An 18524-nucleotide genomic window follows, 5' to 3' on the forward strand; every position below is an offset into this window, starting at 1 on the left:
TCCTCGGTCCGGCACGTCGGTCATGTCGTGGTCCCGGCGTGGCCGTGCACCCACTGCTCCCCGGGCTGGGCGAACACCAGCCGGGTGTCGTCCGGCCGCCGGCCCAGCACCCGGGCCAGGGCGTCGGCGTAGGCGTCGAGCTGGCCGGCGTAGTGCTGCTCCTTGGCCGCCACGTCGGCGGCGCTGCGCACCCGGTCCGTCTTGTAGTCCACGACGACCAGTTCGCCGGTGCTCGTCTCGGCGAGCAGGTCGACGTACCCCTCCAGGTAGCGCTGCCCGTCGTCGACGACGAGGTACACCTCCCGCCAGGTGCGCCCGCCGTCGGCGGCGTCCCGCACGACGGGCGCGGTCAGCGCCGACCACGCGCGCTGCTCGACCTCGCCGGTGGAGTCGGGGACCTGCTCGGCGGCGCAGACCGCCTCCGCGAGCCGGCGCACCTCCTCGCGGGAGGGGGAGCGCAGGTCGGCGAGTTCCAGCACCCGGTGCACGGCCGTGCCGACGGCGGCGCCGCGACGGCGGGTGGTGCGCCGCGGTGGCCGGACCCCGGCCTCGTCCCCAGCGGTGGTGTCCGGTGCGTCGTGCTCCTTCGCGGGTTCCTCCTCGCGGCTCGGCCCGCTGGTGGGGACCGCGGTCGCCTGACGCACTGCGGTGGCGCTGGTGGCGACGGCGGCGTGCAGGGCCGCGAGGAGAGCGGCGCGCTGCTCGAGGAACTCCGCGCGGTCGGGCAGATCGCGCGCTGTCCTCCCCTCGTCCTCCGGAACGAGCACCTGGAAGGGCGTTGCCGGAGCCGTTCCCTGCGCCGCGCGCTGAGCTCGGGGTTCGCTCTCGCAGCGCGCCAGACCGCTGTCGGCGAGCAGTTCCCACAGCTTCTGCGCCCGGCTGCCGCCGGTCCTGGACGGCTTGTGGTAGCAGCCGACGACGAGGTGGTCCTGCGCGCGGGTGAGCGCGACGTACAGCAGGCGGATCGCCTCCTGCTCGGACTCCGCCTTCTCGTCCTGGGACGCCTGCCGCCAGCCGGGCATCTCCAGGACGTCGGCGCGGAAGCGCACGAGCGGGCCGTCCGGTGCCCACAGCACGGTGGCGTCGTCGCGGCCGGAACCGTTGAGACCGGCGACCACGGTGACGGGGAACTCCAGCCCCTTGGAACCGTGGACGGTGAGGATCCGCACCGCGTCGTCGTCGGGTTCGGGAACGACGGTCTCCACGAGGTCGGCGCTGTCCTGCTGCTGCCGCACCGTCCAGCTGAGGAACCCGGTGAGCCCGGAGCCCCCTCGGTCGCACCACTCGCGCGCCTGGTCGACGACGAAGCGCAACCGGCGCCAGTGGTCACGGGGACGGCGCTGGGAGGCGGTCAGCTCCACCAGGCGCAGCTCCCGCACGACCTCCTCGACGAGCTGGTTGACGGGCACCCACCAGCGCTGCTCGTGCCAACGCCGCAGGGTGCGCAGCGCGGCGGCGACGGGGTGCTGCTCGTCGATGCCCTCCGGCACGGCGGCGTGGATCGACCAACGGCCGCCGGCGGCCCGCCAGCCGACGAGGTCGACGTCGGAGCACGCCAGACCCGGCTGGCGCAGCGCGGCCAGCAGGGCGACCTGGTCGGCGGGGGAGTCCACCGCCTGCAGCAGCGCCAGCACGGCGCGCACCGCGTCGGTCGACCACACCAGCGAGCGGCTCTCGACGCGGTAGGGGATGTCGCGGCCCTCCAGCGCCCGTTCGATGCTGGCCAGCGGGGTGCGGGTGGGCAGCAGGACCGTCACGTCGCGGTACTGCGCGGGGCGCTGCCCGCGGGTGCTGGTGCCGTCGGGGTGGCGGGTGCTGGCCTCCACCGGCCAGCCCTCCGCCTTGGCGCGGGCGATGACGTCGGCGACGTGCTCGGCCTCGAGGTCGCGCAGCGCGCCGGCGGGGACGTCCCGGTCCCCGCCCAGCAGCAGCACCGGGACGTCAACCCCGTCCGCACCGCCGTCCCGGGCCGGGTGCAGGTCGGCGTAGGCGATGCCCGCGGCAGGGTCGGCGCCGATGAGCGTGCGGAAGGCGTGGTTGGCGGCCTCCAGGACACCGGGCACGCTGCGGAAGTTCACCGCCAGTCCCGTGCGGCCACGTTCGTGCAGGTCGCCGACGGCGGTGAACGTCGCCACGTCCGCGCCGCGGAAGCGGTAGATCGACTGCTTGGCATCACCCACGAAGAACAGCCGGCCGGGGGCGACGGGGATCTCCTGCCACTGCTCAGGAGGTTCCTCCCCGCAGTCGCCGGCGAGCAGGCAGGCGATCTCCACCTGCAGCGGGTCGGTGTCCTGGAACTCGTCGATGAGCAGGACGGGCCACTGCGCGTGCAGGCGCTCACGCACGTCCCGGTTCCGGCGCAACAGGTCGCGGGCCAGGACGAGCAGGTCGTGGAAGCTCAGGGCACCGAGCTCCCGGCGGCGGTCGGCCTCGGCGAGCAGCCAGTCCTGCACCCGCGCCGTCAGCGTCTTGGTGGTGGCGGCTCCCACCGCCGAGCGCAGGTCCTCGACGGCCCGCTGGGCGTGGGCGAGCGCGTCGACGACCTCGGCCTTGTCCAGCCCCGCCTGCTGCCACGCGGGTTTCCTGCCACCGCTGGAGGACAGCTTCACGTCCCCGAGCAGGGCGAGGACGTCCCAGCGGTCCGTGGCGGCGGACACCGCCTGCGCGAAGGGGTGCACGACCTCTCGCAGGTGGGTGGTGAGCTTGTCGCCCTCGGGCCAGCGGTCCGCGGCGGCCAGCACGGCGCGCAGCGGAGCCAGCACGTCACCGGCCTCGACGGGAGGCAGCGGGCGCTCGCGCAGCGGCTGGGAGCGCAACCGGTCCCAGGCGCCGGCGAGCGTCGCGGCGGTGCCGCGCAGGGCCGAGGTGCTGAGGCCGAGGGTGAAGGCGGCGGTGACGTGGTCGGCGACGGCGGGGTCGGCGAGCAGGTCCGCGAGGAAGTCCTCCCAGGCGTCGTCGTCGAGCTCGTCGCCACCCGTCGCTGACGCCACGGCGAACCCGGGCGGCAGGCCCGCTTCCAGGGGCGCCTCCTGCAGGATGCGGATCGCCGTGCCGTGCAGGGTGCCGATGGCGGCGTCGTCGAGGGCGGCGGCGGCCGTGCGGCAGCAGTCCCGTTCCTGCGGCTCGTAGGTGGTGCCGCGGTGCTCTCCCCGTGCGGCGTCCTCCAAACCTTCCCGGATGCGGCTGCGCAGTTCCGAGGCGGCGTTCTCGGTGAAGGTGATGGCGGCGAGCTCGCCGACGTGCTGCAGGTGGCCGGTGGCGACCATGTGCACGACACGCGCCACGAGTGCGGTCGTCTTCCCGGTGCCCGCACCGGCTTCGACGAACAGCGTCTCGGCGTGGCTGGTGCGGACCCGGTCACGGGCGCTCTGGTCCTGCGGTGCGGAGTTCACTGCCCGTCCTCCGGAGGCTCGGGGGGACCGGGGTCGGCCAGTCGGGCGTAGGCGCGGACGGCCTCGTCGGTGCGCACCTGCTCCCACTGCTCGCCGCGCGTCGTGGGGCAGACCCGGTCGTAGTCGCAGTACCGGCACGACTGCCAGCCACCGTACGTCTCCGCGCCGGGATTGGCGGGGTAGGTGCCGGCGCGGATGCCGCCGACGGTGACGTCGAGGACGTCGAGGAAGCGCCGCTCCTGCTGCGGGCCCACCGCGGCACCACGCTGGGAGGAGTCGGGGGTGAACGTGTAGTACGCCTCCACCGCAGCGGCGGGGTTCCCCGTGAGGGAGCGGGCGGCCAGCGCGTACAGCGGCAACTGCAGGCGCCGGCCGCGGTCGGTGAGGTCGGTGTCGTCGGCGGCGGCCCCCCGCTTCGGGAACTCGCCGTAGCTGCTGGACTTCCCGCTCTTGTAGTCCTGCACCACGAGCCCGCCAGCCGCGGTGGCGTCGATCCGGTCGATGCGACCGCTCAACCGCAGCGCACCCTGCGTCGGCAGGTCGAGGACGAGGGCGTCCTCGTCGCCGAACGCTGCTTCCACAGCGATCGGCCAAGAACGCTCGGCTGCCCTCCGCGCGCTGTCAGCGGCCAGCAGGTCGGCCACCTGGCGGCGCAGCTCCCGCAGCTGCACCGGCCACAGCGCCGGGTGGCGGCCCAGCCCACCGCGCCGCTCCAGCCGGGCGACGTGGGTGTCGAGCAGGTCCAGCGCCGCCTGCACCTCCTCCGGCGTCCAAGCGGCGTCGGGAGAGCGGCCGGGTTGCTCGGGCGTGCCCAGGTGGGGTCGCAGGAACTCTTCGAGGACGTCGTGCAGCAGGGAACCCCGATCGGCGGGGCTGACGCTGTCGTGCTCGGCCGCCTCCTCCAGCCGCCCCACCCGCAGCACGTCCCGGAACAGGTGCCGCGCCGGGCAGGTCGCCCAGCGCTCCAGCGAGGTGGCCGAGTGCCCGCGGTCCACCCGTTCCCGCAGCCCCTCCGGCAGCTCCTCCGTCCCGCCCGTCCACGGCCCGAACTCCCCACGCGCCCGCGCCCGCGCGGCGACCAGCCCCCGCTGCAACCGCGGGTCCGCAGCGGCCAGCTCGTCCACGGCCCCGGCCAGCACCGTGCGGGCCGCGTCGAGCTCGTGCACGGAGGTGAACTCCCCGCCGCGGTCCAGGGCGTCGACGAACGAGTCGTAGCTGCGCAGCCCCGGCAGGGCGCTGCCGGGGCTGTCCACCTCACCGGCGCCGACGGGGCGGCCGGCGCGCAGCGACGCCTGCTCCAGGAACCACGGGGAGGCGAACTGCCGCCGCTGGGTGCGGGAGTTCGCCCGCGCGCAGGACAGCACGATCTGCGGTGCGGTGCGCAGCGCCGCGCGCCAGGCGCGCTGCTCGTCGGCGCGGCGCGAGGCGAGCGTGGCCAGGTCGGGGGAGAGGAGCTCCCGGTCGGCGTCGCGCAGTACCGGGTGCTCGCGCTGGCGGGCCGGAGCGGCGTCCTCGCTCAGGCCGAGCACGAGCAGCAGGTCCAGGTCGGCGCCGGCGAACTCCCGCACCGGCCCGACGAGGATGCCGCGGCCCAGCACGGTGGCGCTGGGCGCCGCGGTCCCGAGCGCGTCGGTCACGGCATCGCGCACCGCGGCGGCGTCGGGTCCCTGACCAGTGGCGTCGAGCTGCGCCAGCGCTCCAAGGGCGGTGTCCACGGCGTCGTGGGCCTGCTGCTCCAGCTCCACGGCCCGCTGGAGGTCGGCCTCCGCGCGCAGCGTCCAGCCGTCGACGCTGCGGCGGTCACCCAGGCAGACCCGCAGCGCCACCCGCAGCGCCTCCGCCGCGTGCGCCCACGTCGGCGCGCCCAGCGCTGCTTCGGCCGCGGCGGCCAGCCCATCGAGCGTCAACCGCAGCGAGCGGGCCGCCGCGACCTGCCGGATGCTCTCCTCGTCGCCGGTGTGCCGCGGGCCCTGCTGCTCGAAGCGGTCCAGCCGCTGCCGCCAGGTGCTCAGGCCCCGGGTGGCGCCGGCGGTGCGGGAGACGCGTTCCCAGGTGGAGGCCGGCACGTACGTCCCGTCGGCGGTGAGCAGCGGCCCGCTGGCGAAGAACGCGGAGACGTCGGCGCGCGGGTAGCCGCGGCGGTGCAGCTCCAGCAAGCCGATCAGCGTGCGCCCGGCCACCGTCTGCGCCAGCGTCCGCTGCCCGGGGACGTGGTGCGGCAGACCGGCGGTGGACAGCTGCTCCGCCAGCAGCCGTGCGAAGGGCCGGGAGCTGGTGAAGGCGATGCCGATGCGGTCCGGGCGCGCCGGGTTCTCCTGCAGGTGCGCCAGCACCGACCGCACCGCCAGCCGCACCTCCTCCTCCGGGTCCGGGGCCACGACGAGGTCGACGTACGCGGTGGCGGCTCCTTCAGCCGGCGGTGCGACCTGCTGGCCGAGCAGTTCCGCGGCCCACGCGGTGTCCTGCGCGTCGCAGCACAGCACGCTGAGCCGGCCGGCGGCGTGCAGGGCCGCCAGCAGCCGGTCCTCCGCCCGGGTGCGCCGGCCGGGGGCCACGAGAACGACGTGGGTGTCCGGTGCGCTGCCTGCGGCCAGCGCCTCGACGGCCACCTCCAGCAGCCGCGCCTCCGGTAGCGCGGCACCGAGGTGCCCGCGGTAGGCGCGGTGCAGCTCCAGCACCTCCTGCCCGCGCGCGCTCAGCGGTGCCCCGGTGTGCCCGTCCACCCCGGCGTCGTCGAGCTCGGCGGCCAGCCCCTCCAGCAGCTCGGCGGTGGCGCGGTGCCGGCCCGCGGCGGCCAGCGACCCCGGCGTCGGGTCCAGCCCGGCGATCGCGGCCCGCACGGCGATGGACCGGGCGGTGGAGGTGAGCACCGTGCGGGCCTCCTCCGCGCCCACGGCGAGGTGCCGGGCGCTCAGGCGCTCGGCGAGCTGCGGCAGGCTGGGGAAGCGGACGTTGGCCAGCCCGCCGCCAGCGGCCACCGCCCGGCGCAGGGTGACCCCGGCGAAGCTCGTCGGCACGACGACGTCGACGGGGGCCAGCGGGTCGTCGCGCTGGGCCTCGGCGATGAGCGTGCGCAGAGCGGTCACCGTCGGGGCGTCGCCGCCACGCACGACCACGCGTCCGGACGGAGCCATGTACCGAAAGTAATCAGCGATGAGCGCGCTGTCGACTCACCGGGTGCCGCGGGCCAGCTCCTGCAGCGCCGCCGTGAAGGTGCCGTTCCAGGTGCTGAGGTGCGGCCACGCCGCCGCTACCCGCTGCGTCGCCTCCCGCGCCGACAACCCCTCCGAGCGCACCAGCCACGCCCGCAGCACCAGCCCGGTGCGGGAGGCGCCGGCGTGGCAGTGCACGAGGACCGGTTTCCCCTCGGCGCGCAACGCGGCGACGTCGTCGAGCACGTCGTCGAGGACGGTGGCGATCTCGGAGTTGCTGTCGTCGTCGGTGAAGTAGGCGAAGCGCTGCACGTCGTGGCCGAACCGCCCCCCGGTGCGGCACAACGACACCACCGCGAAGTCGCGGTCGCTGCGGCGCGCGCCGTCGAGGTCGGACGCCCACACCCCGGGCGCGACCTCCCGGGGTTCCAGTCCCCGGGTGGGGGGCGGTTCGTGCAGGCGGGCGTGCCGGGTGCCGTCGAGGCGCACGGCGAGGAGCTGCAGGTCGCGCAGTTCCCACCTCCCCGGGAACCCGGGGACCCGCCCGTGCACGACGGACGTCCACCGGATCGGGATGCCGGTGATGCCCGCCCGCGCCCCGGCGAGCGCGCCGGTGACGCAGGCGACGGTGTCGGTGTCCCCGCCGAGGTCCACGACGAGACGCAGCGCCTCCTCGAACGTCGTGGAACCCCGCAGCGCCCACAGCGCCGACCCCAGCGTCGGCCACACCGCCCCGTTGGCCTCGGTGGCGTCCGCCGGGGTCCAGGCCGGGTCGCAGACCTGCGCCCACTTCGCGCGGTGCGGTTCGGCCACCAGGGGGAGGGCGTCAGCGACGGCGTCGTCGGCGTCCCCGCCGTCGAGCAGCACCCGCAGCACCTCGTAGAAGATCGCGCACCCCTCCCCGGCCGCGGGGTCGCCGTGGGTGAGGGCGCTGATCCGCCGCGCCGCGTCCGTGCTCGCCGCCCGACCCCGCGGGGCGAAGAACACCGCGGCCGGGGTGGTGCGCATGAGCGAGCCGTTGCCCGCCGCGCGGTGCCCGGCGCGGACGTGCTCCGCGGCGGCGGTGTCCCACGGGTGGCCGGAGCGCAGCACCGCGGAGGTCTGGATCCCGATGTCGGGCGGGTCGGCCTGCGCCCACCGCTGGAACCGCGCGAAGACGTCGGCTTCGTCCAGCCCGTCGTGCTCCACCAGCGACTGCCCGAGCAGCAGGGCCATCTGCGTGTCGTCGGTGAACTCCCCGGGCGCCCAGCCCAGCGTCCCGCCGCCGCACATCTCGGTGTCGACCCCGCGGGCGGGGCTGGGGAAGCGGGTGCTGAACGCGCCCGGTGGGCCGAACTCGAAGGGGGCGCCAAGGGCGTCGCCGACGGCGGAACCCACGATCGCGCCCATCACCCGGTGCTGCCGGTCCACGGGACCTCCTCGATCGGCGGGACACGTCCACCCCAGGTTGCCGCACGTCGTGCGGGGGTGGCCCAGCGGGCGCCGGGTACAGCCAGCACCACCTCGTTCGGGTAGCCGAGGGGATGGGACGGACCGGCCGCGAGAACCACGATGGATCACGTCAACCACCCCGCCGTTCCCAGGAGTCGTCGTGAAGGACCCGTACGCGATCGAGAACCCCGCGGACCGCCGTGGAGCCGTCCCGCCGCCCCCCGCCCCGACCCGTTCCCGCCCGCTCTGGGCGTGGGTCCTGCTGGTCGTCGGTCTGCTCGTCAACGTCGCCGGATCGGCCGGGACGCTGCCGCTGGCCGTCGGGGTGACCGGCGGGGTGACCGCCCTCGGCGGCATCGTCGGCCTGGTCACCGCCCGCCGGTCCCGCCGGTGAACGCGCTCCCGCAGCAGCTCCGGCGGTCCGCCCCGGCCCTGGATCCGGTCGGGGCGGAACCTCTCGCGGTGGAACTGGACCACGTCACCCGCGCCCACCCCGGGGGGATCGTCGCCCTGCGCGACGTCTCGCTGCGGGTGCCGCGCGGGCAGTTCCTGGCCGTCACCGGGTCCTCCGGTTCCGGCAAGAGCACGCTGCTGCAGTGCGCCGCGGGCCTCGACGTCCCCACCAGCGGCCGCGTCCGCCTCGCCGGCACCGACCTGACCGGGCTCGGCGAGACCGCCCGCACCCGGTTGCGCCGCGACCGCGTCGGGTTCGTGTTCCAGGCCTACAACCTGCTGCCCGCGCTCACCGTCGCCGACAACATCACCCTGCCGCTGCGACTCGCCGGGCGCGCCCCGGACGTCGAGCGGGTCCGCCGGCTCGTCGACCGCGTCGGGCTGGGCGACCGGCTCGGGCACCACCCGGCGGAACTGTCCGGCGGTCAGCAGCAGCGGGCGGCCATCGTCCGCGCCCTGGTCACCGACCCCGCCGTGGTCTTCGCCGACGAACCCACCGGGGCGCTGGACCCGCGCACGGGCGCCGCGGTGCTGGACCTGCTGCGCGACCTGGTCACCGAGCTCGGGCAGACCGTCGTCATGGTCACCCACGACCCCGCCGCCGCCTCCCGCGCCCACCGCACGCTCGTGGTCGAGGACGGCCGCATCACCGACGACCGCACCACCGACGACGAGGGGAACTGACGTGCTGCGCCTGTGCCTGACCCTGCTGCGCCACCGGATCCCCGCCATGGTGGCCGTTGCCTGCGCCCTGTTCGGCGCGGCGCTGCTGCTGACCGCCACCGGGGTCCTGGCCGAGACCGGGGTCCGCTCGCACCTGCCCGTCGGCCGGCTCGCCGCCGCCGACGTGGTCGTCTCCGCCGAGCAGTCCCTGCCCACGGCCGAGGACGTCGACGTCGCCCTGCCCGAACGGGTGGGTGTCCCCGCCGCTCTCGCGGACCGGCTGGCGCAGGTCCCCGGCGTCCGGGCCGCGGTGGCGGACGTGTCCTTCCCGCTCGCGGTGGTCGGCCCCGGCGGACGGGTCGTCGCCACCTCCGGTCACGGGGAGTCCTCCGCCGCCCGCAGCGGGGACGCGCTCCCCGCCCTCGACGGTGACCGGGTCGCGCTCGCCGCCGACGTCGCCGCGGCGGCCGGGGTGCGGGTGGGGGACGAGGTGACGTTGCGCGTCGCCGGCCGGGACCGCCCCGCGCGGGTCGCCGCCCTCGCCGCCGCCCCCGCCACCGGGGTCCTCCTCGACGACGCCGCCGTCGAGGCCGTCGCTGGTCCCGGGCGCGCCGACCTCGTCGGGGTGCGGGTCGAGGACGGCCGGGCCGATGAGGTCGCGGCCGCCGTCCGCACCCTGCTCGCCCGCGAGGACGCCGGGTCGAGGTTCGTCGTGGCCACCGGCGCCGCCCGCGGCGACGCGACCCTGCCCTCCGCGGGGGCGCAGCGGGGCACGCTGGTGGTCCTGGCCTCCTCGATGGGCGGGGTCCCGCTGGTCGTCGTCGGTCTCGTCGTCGCCGGCGCGCTGGGCACCGTCGTCGCGACCCAGCGGCGCGACCTGGCGCTGCTGCGCGCGGTCGGCACCACCCCGCGGCAGGTGCGGTCCCTGGTCGCCGGGCAGGCCACCCTGGTCGGGACCGCCGCCGCGCTGCCCGGGATCCTGCTGGGGTACCTCCTCGCCGGGCGTTCGCTGGACCTGCTCGCCGCCGGTGGTCTCGTCCCGCCCGACCTGCCGCTCGCCCTCAGCCCGCTCCCGGCGCTGGCGGCCCTGCTCGTCGTGGCCCTGATCGCCCAGGGCGCCGGCCGGTGGGCGGCGCGGGGCACCTCCCGCGCCCCGCTGGCCGAGGTCCTCGCCGAGTCCACCTCCGGTCCCCGGACGCCCTCGCGCCCGAGGACGCTCGTCGGCCTGGTCCTCGTCGCGGCCTCGATCCCCCTGGCCGCGCCGCCGCTGTTCTCCGGCACGCTCGACGCCGCGGCCGGCACGGCGCTCGCGGGCATGGTCGCGGCCGTCGGGATCGCGCTGGCCGGGCCGGACCTGCTGCGCCGCGGCAGCGAGCTCCTCGTCCGTCGCGGCGGTTTCCGCCGGGGCAGCGCCCACCGCTCGGTGACGTCGTGGCTGGCGGTGCAGAACCTGCGCGGGAACCTCGTCCGCTCGGCGGGCACGACGACCGCGCTGACGGCCACGGTGGTGTTCGCCCTGACGTACACCCTGACCCAGACGACCGTCCTGGCCGCCGCGACCCGCGACACCGCGGCGGCGACCGCCGGCACCCGGACCGTCACCGCCGTCGGCGGGGTGGGGGACGACCTGCTCGACGCCGTCACCGCCGTCCCGGGGGTCCGCGCAGCCGCCGTCGGCGACACGAGCGTGGTGCTGGGCCGGACGGTGCTGGGCGAGCCCGAGGTGGAGGCCGAACCCGCGCTCGTCCTGGGCCCGGGCGCCGGGAGGGTCCTCGACCTCGGTGTCACCGACGGAACCCTCGACGACCTCACGGGGAGCACCGCCGCGCTGGGCGAGGCGGCCGCCCGGTTCCTGCGCGTCGGGGTGGGGAGCTCGGTGCCGCTGCGGTTGGGCGACGGGACGGAGACCACGGTCCGCGTCGTCGCCGTCCACTCCCGCGGCGGGGGGCTCGGCGAGGTCGCGCTGCCGGCCGACCTGGTGCGGGACCACACGTCCGGGCGCCTCCCCGACCGGCTGCTGGTGCGCACCGACGGCGCGGCGGCCGACCGGGCGCTGGCCGCGGTCCTGCGGAACCGCCCGGGGGTGGAACTGGCGGGAACCACCACGTCGATCGCCGTCCCGGCCAACACCGTGCTGAACTTCGCCGTTCTCGGGATCCTCGTCGCGTACCTGCTGCTCGGAGTGGTCAACACCCTCGTCGCCTCCACCACGGCCCGGCGCGGCGAGTTCGAGGCCCTGCGCCACGCCGGTGCCACCCCCGGGCAGGTCCGGGTCGCGGTGCGGCGGGAGAACGTGTGGCTCGCCGCGGCCGCGGTGCTCGCCGGGATCGCCGTCTCGGTGGTCCCGCTGGCGCTGCTGGGGGTCGGTTTCCTCGGTCGCCCGTGGGCGGCGGGGCCCTGGTGGTTCCCGGTGGCCACCGTCGCCGTCGTGGTGGCGGTCGCGCTGCCGGCGGTGGAGCTGTCGGCCCGGCGCACGCTGCGCCGGGCCTGAGGCTCACCAGTCGTGCACGGTCCCGTCCGCCAGCCGGTTCACCGGCAGGTACGCCGGGTCGTAGGGGTGGGCCGCGGCGAGCTCCTCGTCGTAGTCCACGCCGATCCCCGGCGCCTCACCCGGGTGCAGGTGGCCGTCGGTGAACGTGTAGGCGTGCCGGAACACCTCGTTCGTGGCGTCGGTGTGCCCGGAGTACTCCTGGATCCCGAAGTTGTGCACGGCGAGGTCGAGGTGGATCGCGGCGGCCATGCCGACGGGGGAGATGTCCTCCGGTCCGTGGATGGCGCTCTTGACCTGGTGCTGGGCGGCGAAGTCGAACAGCTTCCGCAGCGCGGAGACGCCGCCGAAGTGGGTCACCGCGGAGCGGGCGTAGTCGATGAGCTGCTCGGCGATGAGGGTCTGGTAGTCGAAGACGGTGTTGAACACCTCGCCCACGGCCAGCGGGGTGGTGGTGTGGTGGCGGACGAGGCGGAACGCCTCCTGGTTCTCCGCCGGGGTGCAGTCCTCCAGCCAGAACAGGTCGTAGCGCTCGACGTCCTTGCCCAGCTTCGCGGCCTGCAGCGGGGTGAGGCGGTGGTGGGCGTCGTGCAGCAGGGGCAGTTCCGGGCCGAACTCGTTCCGGACCGCTTCCAGCACGGTCGGCAGGTGGCGCAGGTAGGCGGGGGTGTCCCAGTCCTCCACGACGGGCACGGCCCGCTGGTCCAAGCGGGTGGGGTTGTGGGCGATGGCCTCGCCGGTGTGCACGCCGTAGACCTTCCGCAGCCCGGGGACGCCGGTCTGGACCCGGATCGCCTGGTACCCCTCGGCCTGCCGGGCGCGGACGGAGTCGAGGAGTTCGGGGATGTCGCGGCCGTTGGCGTGCCCGTAGGTGCGGACCCGCTCGCGCGAGGCGCCGCCGAGCAACTGGTACAGCGGGAGGTTGGCGACCTTGGCCTTGATGTCCCACAGGGCGACGTCGACGGCGGCGATCGCGGCCATCGTCACCGGCCCGCGCCGCCAGTACGCCCCCCGGTACAGCGACTGCCAGGTGTCCTCGATGCGGTGCGGGTCGGTGCCCAGCAGCAGGGGGACGACGTGCTCGCGCAGGTAGGCGACGACGGCCTGCTCACGGCCGTTGAGGGTCGCGTCGCCGAGGCCGGTGACCCCCTCGTCGGTGGTGATCCTCAGGGTGACGAAGTTGCGGCCGGGGCAGGTGACGAGGACGGTCGCGTCGACGATCTTCACGGTTCTCCTGGAGCTCGGGGTTGCGGGCCTCAGCCCTTGGTGGCGCCGGCGGTCAGACCCGCGACGAGGTACTTCTGGCCGAACACGGCGGCCAGCAGCACGGGGACGGTCATGAGGGTGGCGGCGGCCATGAGACCGCCCCAGTCGGTGCTGGCGTAGGAGATGAAGGTGAACAACGTCACCGGCATCGTCTGGGTGTCCTCGTCGGAGAGGATGAGGGCGAACATGAAGTTGTTCCAGCTCGCGATGAACGCCAGCAGCGCCGCGGTCGCCGTACCGGGCGCGGCCAGCGGCAGCGCGATCCGCAGGAACGCCCCGAACGGGGACAACCCGTCGGTGCGGGCGGCCTCCTCCAGCTCGACGGGCAGGCCCTCGAAGAACCCGATCATGATCCACAGGATGAGCGGGACGGCGACGAACATGTGGCTGAGCACCAGGACGGTGTAGCTGCCGACGAGGCCCACCTGGGCGAAGAGGTAGTACCAGGGCACGAGCAGCGAGATCGCCGGCACGATGCGCGCCACGAGGACGAGGGACCCGGTGCGCTGCATCGCGAACCGTCCCACCGCCCACGCGGCGGGGACGGCGATGACCGCGGCCAGCACCGTGGACACGACGCCGACGATCGCGGAGTTCCCCAGCGAGCGGAGGATCTCCCCGTCGGCGAGGACGTTGCGGAAGTTGTCCAGCGTGGGGGAGAAGACCAGCCCCACGGTGGGGTCGGTCACCTGGACGTTGGTCTTGAACGCCGCGGCGATCATCCACACCACGGGCGCGACGATGACGAGGCAGACCAGCGTGATGGCGATCGCCCGCAGCGCTCCCCACGGGGAGCGCCGGACCACGGGGCGCGGAGCGGGGCGGGGGTCGAGGCGGGTGGCGGTCGCGGTGCTCACGAGCGGGTCCTTCCGGAGCGGGCGCGCAGGACGAGGACGACGCCGATGATGAGGAGGGTGAACAGGACGAGGACGGCCGCGGCGAGCCCGTATTCCTGGTAGTCGAAGGTGAGGCCGTAGGCGTAGACGTTGAGGGTCTCGACCTCGAAGTCGGACCCGCCTCCGGCGCCCTTGGTGGCGTAGAGGATGTCGAACGTCTTCAGCGCGTCCACGGCCCGCAGGATGAGCGCGGTGAACAGGGTCGTCGACAGCATGGGCAGGACGACGAACCGGAACCGCTGCCACGCGTTGGCCCCGTCGACGACGGCCGCCTCCTCCGGTTCCTCCGGCAGGGTCGAGAGCCCGGCGAGTAGCAGGATCGTCATCATCGGCGTCCACTGCCACACGTCGAGCAGCATCAGCACGCCGAGGGACTGCGAGACCGAGCCGAGGAACTCCTGGCGGGGCAGGCCGACGCCTTCCAGCAGGTGGTTGGCGATGCCGTTGGTGGGGTCGAGGATGAGCAGCCAGAGGATGCCGATGGCGACGGGGGTCGCCAGCAGCGGCACCATGAGGATCGTCCGGACGACGCGGGCCCCGGTGAACGCCTTGCGCATGAGCATCGCGATGGCCAGGCCGAGGATCGTCTCCAGGACGACGGCGCCGACGGTGAAGACGGCGGTGCGGCCCAGCGCGGGCCAGAAGCGGCGGCCGTCGCCGAGGGCGTCGGCGAAGTTCTGCAGACCCAGGTAACGGCGCCCGGAGTTCACCGCCCCGAACGCGTCGGTGAGGCTGAGGTTCAGCGTGAACAGCAGTGGGAAGACGATCATCAGCCCGACGAACGCGAGCGCGGGGCCGAGCATGAGCCACTTCAGGCGCCGGTTCTGCTGCTCGAACGTCCGCGGCCGCTTCCCGCCGGGGGTGACGGTGAGCCGGCCGGAGGTGAGGTGGGGGGAGGTCGTCGACATCAGAACTCCTGCTGGCGGTTGTCGCGGACGAGGAAGTCGGCGAACTCGGCGTCGGCGTCGTCGGCGGCGAGGTCGACGTCCTCGCCGAGGATCCCGGCGACCAGCGGCCGCCCGACGATGTCGCGGGCCCGGCCGACCTGGATGACCTCGGGGCGGTCGTGGCCGGTGCCGTTCTCGGTGTTGACCCGCATCGCCTCGGCCAGTTCCGGCGGGAACGCCGCCGTCGTGGCGGGGTCGGCCCAGACCGACGTGCGCGCGCCGGGGATGCCGGCGGACTGGATCTCGGAGACCCGCTCGGGGCCGGCGGCCCACTGCAGGAACGTCCACGCCTCGTCCTGCAGCCGGGAGAACCCGTTCACCGCCAGCGCCCACGAGGGGACGTTGTAGGGGACGGCCCCGGCCGGTCCGGCGGGGAAGGGCGCGAACCCGACGGTGTCCATGACGGTGGAGATCGTGGGGTCGAGGAAATTGGTGTAGATGGCGTCGGCGTCGACGTAGAACGCGGCCTTGCCCTGGGCGAAGATCGGCATGGCCTGCTCCAGGCTCATGTTCGTCGCCCCGGGTGGGCCGGCCTCGTGCAGCAGTCGCCCGTAGTACGCGTATGCCGCGCGCGCCTGTTCGCTGCCGATGCCGGAGCGGCCGTCGTCGGTGGTGAAGTCGCCGCCGAAGGAGAACAGGAAGCTGGACCACTGGCTGACCGCCCCGGCGCGCTGCCCGCGACCGACGTAGCCGAACGTCCCGGCGTCGCGGTCGGTGAGGGTGAGGGCCTGCTCGAGGAGGTCGTCGAGGGTCTGCGGCGGCGCGGCCACCAGGTCCTTGCGGTAGTACAGCGCGGGCCGTTCGGTGACGACGGGGACGCTGTAGACCGAGCCGCGGGTGGTGGAGCGTTCGCGCACGGCCGCCTGGACGTCGTCCCAGGCGAAGGCGGGGTCGGTGACCCGGTCGCTGAGGTCGGCCAGCCACCCGTTGCGGGCGAAGAGGAGCTGGTCCTGCAGGGGGCGGAGCATCATGACGTCGATGTCCGTGGCGGAGGCGTTGAGCTTGACGTTGTAGCTGCTGCCGAGCTGGTCGGCGGTGAGCATCTGCATGCTGACCCGCCGCCCGGACAGCGCCTCGAACTCGGGCAGCCGCTCGGCGATGGCCTGCGACCAGACGTGGTTGACCGCGGCGATGCGCAGCGGGGTGTCGGGGCCGACGGCGCCGCTGCCGGAACCGCACGCGGCCAGCGCCGCGGTGGTCCCCGCTCCGGCCGTCGCGGTCAGCAGGGCGCGCCGGGTCAGCGCGGGTGGTGTCGACGTCATCGTCATCCTCGGGTCAGGCCGGAGACCACTGGTCCAACTGGTCCTACCAGTTGGACCGTAGCTGGGCGCCGTCGGCGAGGTCAACCCTCAGAACGGGTGCTGCAGCAGGTGCTCCAGGTGCCGGTTGGCCATGACCTCCAGCGGCTCGTCCAGGTCCGGGCCGTACGTCCGCAGCCCCAGGGCCAGGTGCTCGCGCATGTTCTCCCGCGCCAGCTCCACGTCGTGCGCGGTGATCGCGGCGAGGATCTCCGCGTGGTGCGGCACCCCCGGCTCCGCGATCGAGGGGTCCGAGTTGGAGCGCAGCATCATCTCGAACATCATCGGCCCGATCGACAGCAGCATGATCCGCAGCACCGGGTTCCCGCTCGTCACCGCGATCGCCTCGTGGAAGCCCAGGTCCGCGCGTGCCATCGCCACCGCGTCCGGCGCCTCCAGCACCGCCCGGTGCGCCGCCGCCAGCGTCGCCAGGTCCTCCTCCGTGGCCAGCTCCGCCGCCAGCCCCGCGCTCTCCACCTCCAGCGGCAACCGCGCCCGGATGAGCTGGCGCACCGTCGGCCGGCTCGCCCGGTACACCGCGTCGAAGCCCCGCGACTCCGCCAGCCCCGGCGAGCTCACGAACGACCCCCGCCCCGCCGCGACCTCGATGAGGTGCTGCGCCTCCAGCCGCCGCAGCACCTCTCGCACCACGCCCCGGCTCGCCGCGAAGCGCGCCGACAGCTCCCGCTCCGAGGGCAGCTTGTCGCCCACCGCGAGAGCACCGGTGCGGATCTCGTGCTCCAGCTCGCGGGCGATGCGCTCGGTGAGGAGGCCGCGGTGGGGGGAGACCGGGGCGGGAGGCATGGGCGTCAGCGTAGGGCGCCGCCGAGCCCGCGTCCGCCCGCCTCGGCGACGCGCAGCGGTGGAACGGGGCGAGCTGATCTGCTTCGCTGACCGGAGTGGCTCGGGCCGGTCCACCGTGCCCCGGGTGGCGAGGGACGGCCCTCGACGGAGGAGGCGGGATGCCGCAGTGGAGGTCCGTGCTGCAGCAGGCGCGGTTGGAACGGGTCGCGGCGGAGACCGCGCTGCAGGAGGCGATAGTCGCGGGCGACCTGGAGGCTGCGGACTTCGCGCGGATCTGGCTCGCCGACGCGCAGGCTTCCGTCGACGAGCTGGAGACGCGCTACCGCGACCAGCTGTGATGCGGCCCGTCAGCCCCGAGTGACGACCACCAGCTCGACGGGGGAGTCCGCGACGGCCGCGGTCAGGACGTCGAGGACCTCCGCCCACACCAGCCCGCCGATGCCCGCACCGAGTCGCGGCACCCCGAGCGCACCGAGCCGCCGCGTCTCCGCGTCGACGAGTGCCGCGCGGACGCTGCGCTCCACGGCGTCGAGGCGGGCGTCCGCACCGGACTGCTGCTGGGTGGCGAGGTTGTAGACCACGACGTCCTCGGCCACCCACGGGAACACCTCGCCGGGCTGCAGGTCCCCGGCCGCGCACAGCGCCTGGTACGCCGCGTGCATCTCCGGCCAACGACGACGGAACTCGACCGCGATGCCACCGCGCATCGACCCGACGCAGTTGCAGCCGTGCCCCAGGGCGGGCAGCCCCAGGTCGAACAAGTCGCCGATCACGGGTTTCAGCGCCATCGTCCGCCTCCTCTCAGGTCGTCACGGAGACGGTTCCGACGTGCCGGTGCCGCGTCGCCCCCGTGCCGGGGTGGAGGTGGGCGTAAGCGACCTGGACGGGAGCCTCGACGCGGGCGATGAACTTCTCCACCTCCGCGACCCTGGCCGTGCTCGCGCGAGCCAGGTGGACGAGGTACGGGTGCCGCACCCGGCTGTTCCGGAACTTCTCGTCGTCCCCACGGAGGTGCGTCAGCCCGTAGTCGAGTCCGAGCTCGACGACGATGGGCGCCTCGATCCGCCCGTCCCGGAACTGCTGCCGGCTGGCCCGGGCGAGCTGCGTCGGCGCCAGCACCACCAGGTCGAACAGACCCCGACCGCCGCCCTTGTGCGGCTGCGGACGGGTCTCGGGCCACTCCTTGTGGACCAGTTGCGTTGTCAGCCCGTCGCGGAGGGCCTGCCGGGCGGCGAGCAGCTCGTGCTCCTTGAGGAGGGAGAACAGCTCCGCGTGCAGGGAGTGCTCGACCCGGTGCAGGTAGGGGTTCGCCAGGAACCCGTCGACGAGAGCGCGGATCGCGAGCTCCACTCTGGGAACGGCGTCAGCGATCCACCCCTCGTCCTCGGGGAGCACCTCGACCAACGGCTCCACCGCCGACCCGCTCGCGGCCGGGTCGTCCAGCAACGTCCCGCCGCGCTCGACGAGCCAGTCCCGCAGGGCGTCGACGTCGGTGAACTCGGCCATGAGCCCGACGCTGACCTCGGCGGTGACGGGGAGGCGGTACCCGACCTCGACCCCGGCGCGGGGGGCGGCGTGGTGGATGCGGACCGTCTGCGTCTTCTGGCCGACGGCGTGCACCACCGTCCGGCCTGCGACGAGCGTCTTCTCTCGGGAGGCCACTCGTCGACGGTAGGTCGACGGAACGGGCGCGGTCCGGATGCGGCGTGTCGGCGGCACCGTTCGTCCCCACCG

14 protein-coding genes are annotated in these 18524 nt (G+C 74.8%); 4 read left to right on the forward strand and 10 right to left on the reverse strand.

Annotated features, from left to right (window positions below):
• Nucleotides 1-20: 20 nt before the first annotated feature.
• The 3 genes from KRAD_RS11745 to KRAD_RS11755 are packed head-to-tail and all read right to left on the reverse strand — an operon-like array spanning nt 21 to nt 7954.
• Nucleotides 21-3392 carry a UvrD-helicase domain-containing protein gene (locus tag KRAD_RS11745; RefSeq protein ID WP_012085831.1) on the reverse strand — a complete coding sequence of 1124 codons (3372 nt, stop codon included), beginning with the start codon at nt 3390-3392 and terminating at the stop codon, nt 21-23.
• The gene (locus KRAD_RS11750) at nt 3389-6526 is read right to left on the reverse strand and encodes a PD-(D/E)XK nuclease family protein (protein WP_012085832.1); all 3138 of its coding nucleotides are present in this window, start codon (nt 6524-6526) and stop codon (nt 3389-3391) included. The genes KRAD_RS11745 and KRAD_RS11750 overlap by 4 nt, the downstream gene beginning before the upstream one ends.
• A 36-nt stretch (nt 6527-6562) precedes the next feature.
• A complete protein-coding gene (locus KRAD_RS11755) occupies nt 6563-7954 on the reverse strand; it encodes an ADP-ribosylglycohydrolase family protein (RefSeq protein ID WP_012085833.1) in 1392 nt (463 codons plus the stop codon).
• A gap of 181 nt (nt 7955-8135) precedes the next feature.
• Between KRAD_RS11755 and KRAD_RS27000 the strand changes: the two genes are divergently transcribed.
• The 3 genes from KRAD_RS27000 (at nt 8136) to KRAD_RS11770 (ending at nt 11582) form a co-directional block, all read left to right on the forward strand.
• Nucleotides 8136-8369 carry a DUF3040 domain-containing protein gene (locus KRAD_RS27000; RefSeq protein ID WP_041292047.1) on the forward strand — a complete coding sequence of 78 codons (234 nt, stop codon included), beginning with the start codon at nt 8136-8138 and terminating at the stop codon, nt 8367-8369.
• A gap of 68 nt (nt 8370-8437) precedes the next feature.
• A complete protein-coding gene (locus tag KRAD_RS11765; RefSeq protein WP_012085834.1) occupies nt 8438-9112 on the forward strand; it encodes an ABC transporter ATP-binding protein in 675 nt (224 codons plus the stop codon).
• 1 nt (nt 9113) lies between these two features.
• Nucleotides 9114-11582, forward strand: coding sequence for an ABC transporter permease (locus tag KRAD_RS11770; RefSeq protein WP_012085835.1), 2469 nt, complete (start codon nt 9114-9116; stop codon nt 11580-11582).
• A gap of 3 nt (nt 11583-11585) precedes the next feature.
• Here the strand turns inward: KRAD_RS11770 and manD are convergent, their stop codons facing one another.
• The 5 genes from manD to KRAD_RS11795 all read right to left on the reverse strand — a co-directional run bounded on the left by manD (nt 11586) and on the right by KRAD_RS11795 (nt 16790).
• A complete protein-coding gene (manD, locus tag KRAD_RS11775; RefSeq protein WP_012085836.1) occupies nt 11586-12806 on the reverse strand; it encodes a D-mannonate dehydratase ManD in 1221 nt (406 codons plus the stop codon).
• Nucleotides 12807-12835: 29 nt separating this feature from the next.
• Complete coding sequence (locus KRAD_RS11780; protein WP_420812238.1) at nt 12836-13651, reverse strand: carbohydrate ABC transporter permease; 816 nt, start codon at nt 13649-13651, stop codon at nt 12836-12838.
• 47 nt (nt 13652-13698) lie between these two features.
• Complete coding sequence (locus tag KRAD_RS11785; protein WP_012085838.1) at nt 13699-14649, reverse strand: carbohydrate ABC transporter permease; 951 nt, start codon at nt 14647-14649, stop codon at nt 13699-13701.
• Nucleotides 14649-15950 (reverse strand): ABC transporter substrate-binding protein, encoded by a 1302-nt coding sequence (locus KRAD_RS11790; protein WP_012085839.1) that lies wholly within the window; start codon nt 15948-15950, stop codon nt 14649-14651. Before KRAD_RS11790 ends, KRAD_RS11785 begins: the two co-directional genes overlap by 1 nt.
• Nucleotides 15951-16037: 87 nt before the next feature.
• On the reverse strand, nt 16038-16790 hold the full coding sequence (locus tag KRAD_RS11795) for a FadR/GntR family transcriptional regulator (RefSeq protein ID WP_012085840.1): 753 nt from the start codon (nt 16788-16790) through the stop codon (nt 16038-16040).
• 158 nt (nt 16791-16948) lie between these two features.
• On the opposite strand from KRAD_RS11795, the gene KRAD_RS11800 reads away from it, so the two are divergent.
• Entirely contained in the window at nt 16949-17128 is a 180-nt protein-coding gene (locus KRAD_RS11800) for a hypothetical protein (RefSeq protein ID WP_041292048.1), read from the forward strand.
• Between the two features lie 9 nt (nt 17129-17137).
• Here the strand turns inward: KRAD_RS11800 and KRAD_RS11805 are convergent, their stop codons facing one another.
• Together KRAD_RS11805 and KRAD_RS25675 are read right to left on the reverse strand one after the other, a co-directional pair.
• Complete coding sequence (locus KRAD_RS11805; RefSeq protein WP_012085841.1) at nt 17138-17578, reverse strand: macro domain-containing protein; 441 nt, start codon at nt 17576-17578, stop codon at nt 17138-17140.
• A gap of 13 nt (nt 17579-17591) precedes the next feature.
• Nucleotides 17592-18452: a hypothetical protein gene (locus tag KRAD_RS25675; RefSeq protein ID WP_041292049.1), complete on the reverse strand. Its 861-nt coding sequence runs from the start codon at nt 18450-18452 to the stop codon at nt 17592-17594.
• Nucleotides 18453-18524 lie beyond the last annotated feature (72 nt).

The organism is Kineococcus radiotolerans SRS30216 = ATCC BAA-149, assembly GCF_000017305.1.
GTDB classification, from domain to species: domain Bacteria; phylum Actinomycetota; class Actinomycetes; order Actinomycetales; family Kineococcaceae; genus Kineococcus; species Kineococcus radiotolerans.

Excerpts from the sequence above, each read along its gene's own strand:
- KRAD_RS11750 (WP_012085832.1), bottom strand. The coding sequence starts at position 6,526 with ATGGCTCCGTCCGGACGCGTGGTCGTGCGTGGCGGCGACGCCCCGACG.
- KRAD_RS11785 (WP_012085838.1), bottom strand. The coding sequence starts at position 14,649 with ATGTCGACGACCTCCCCCCACCTCACCTCCGGCCGGCTCACCGTCACC.
- KRAD_RS11790 (WP_012085839.1), bottom strand. The coding sequence starts at position 15,950 with ATGACGTCGACACCACCCGCGCTGACCCGGCGCGCCCTGCTGACCGCG.
- KRAD_RS11795 (WP_012085840.1), bottom strand. The coding sequence starts at position 16,790 with ATGCCTCCCGCCCCGGTCTCCCCCCACCGCGGCCTCCTCACCGAGCGC.
- KRAD_RS11800 (WP_041292048.1), top strand. The coding sequence starts at position 16,949 with ATGCCGCAGTGGAGGTCCGTGCTGCAGCAGGCGCGGTTGGAACGGGTC.
- KRAD_RS11805 (WP_012085841.1), bottom strand. The coding sequence starts at position 17,578 with ATGGCGCTGAAACCCGTGATCGGCGACTTGTTCGACCTGGGGCTGCCC.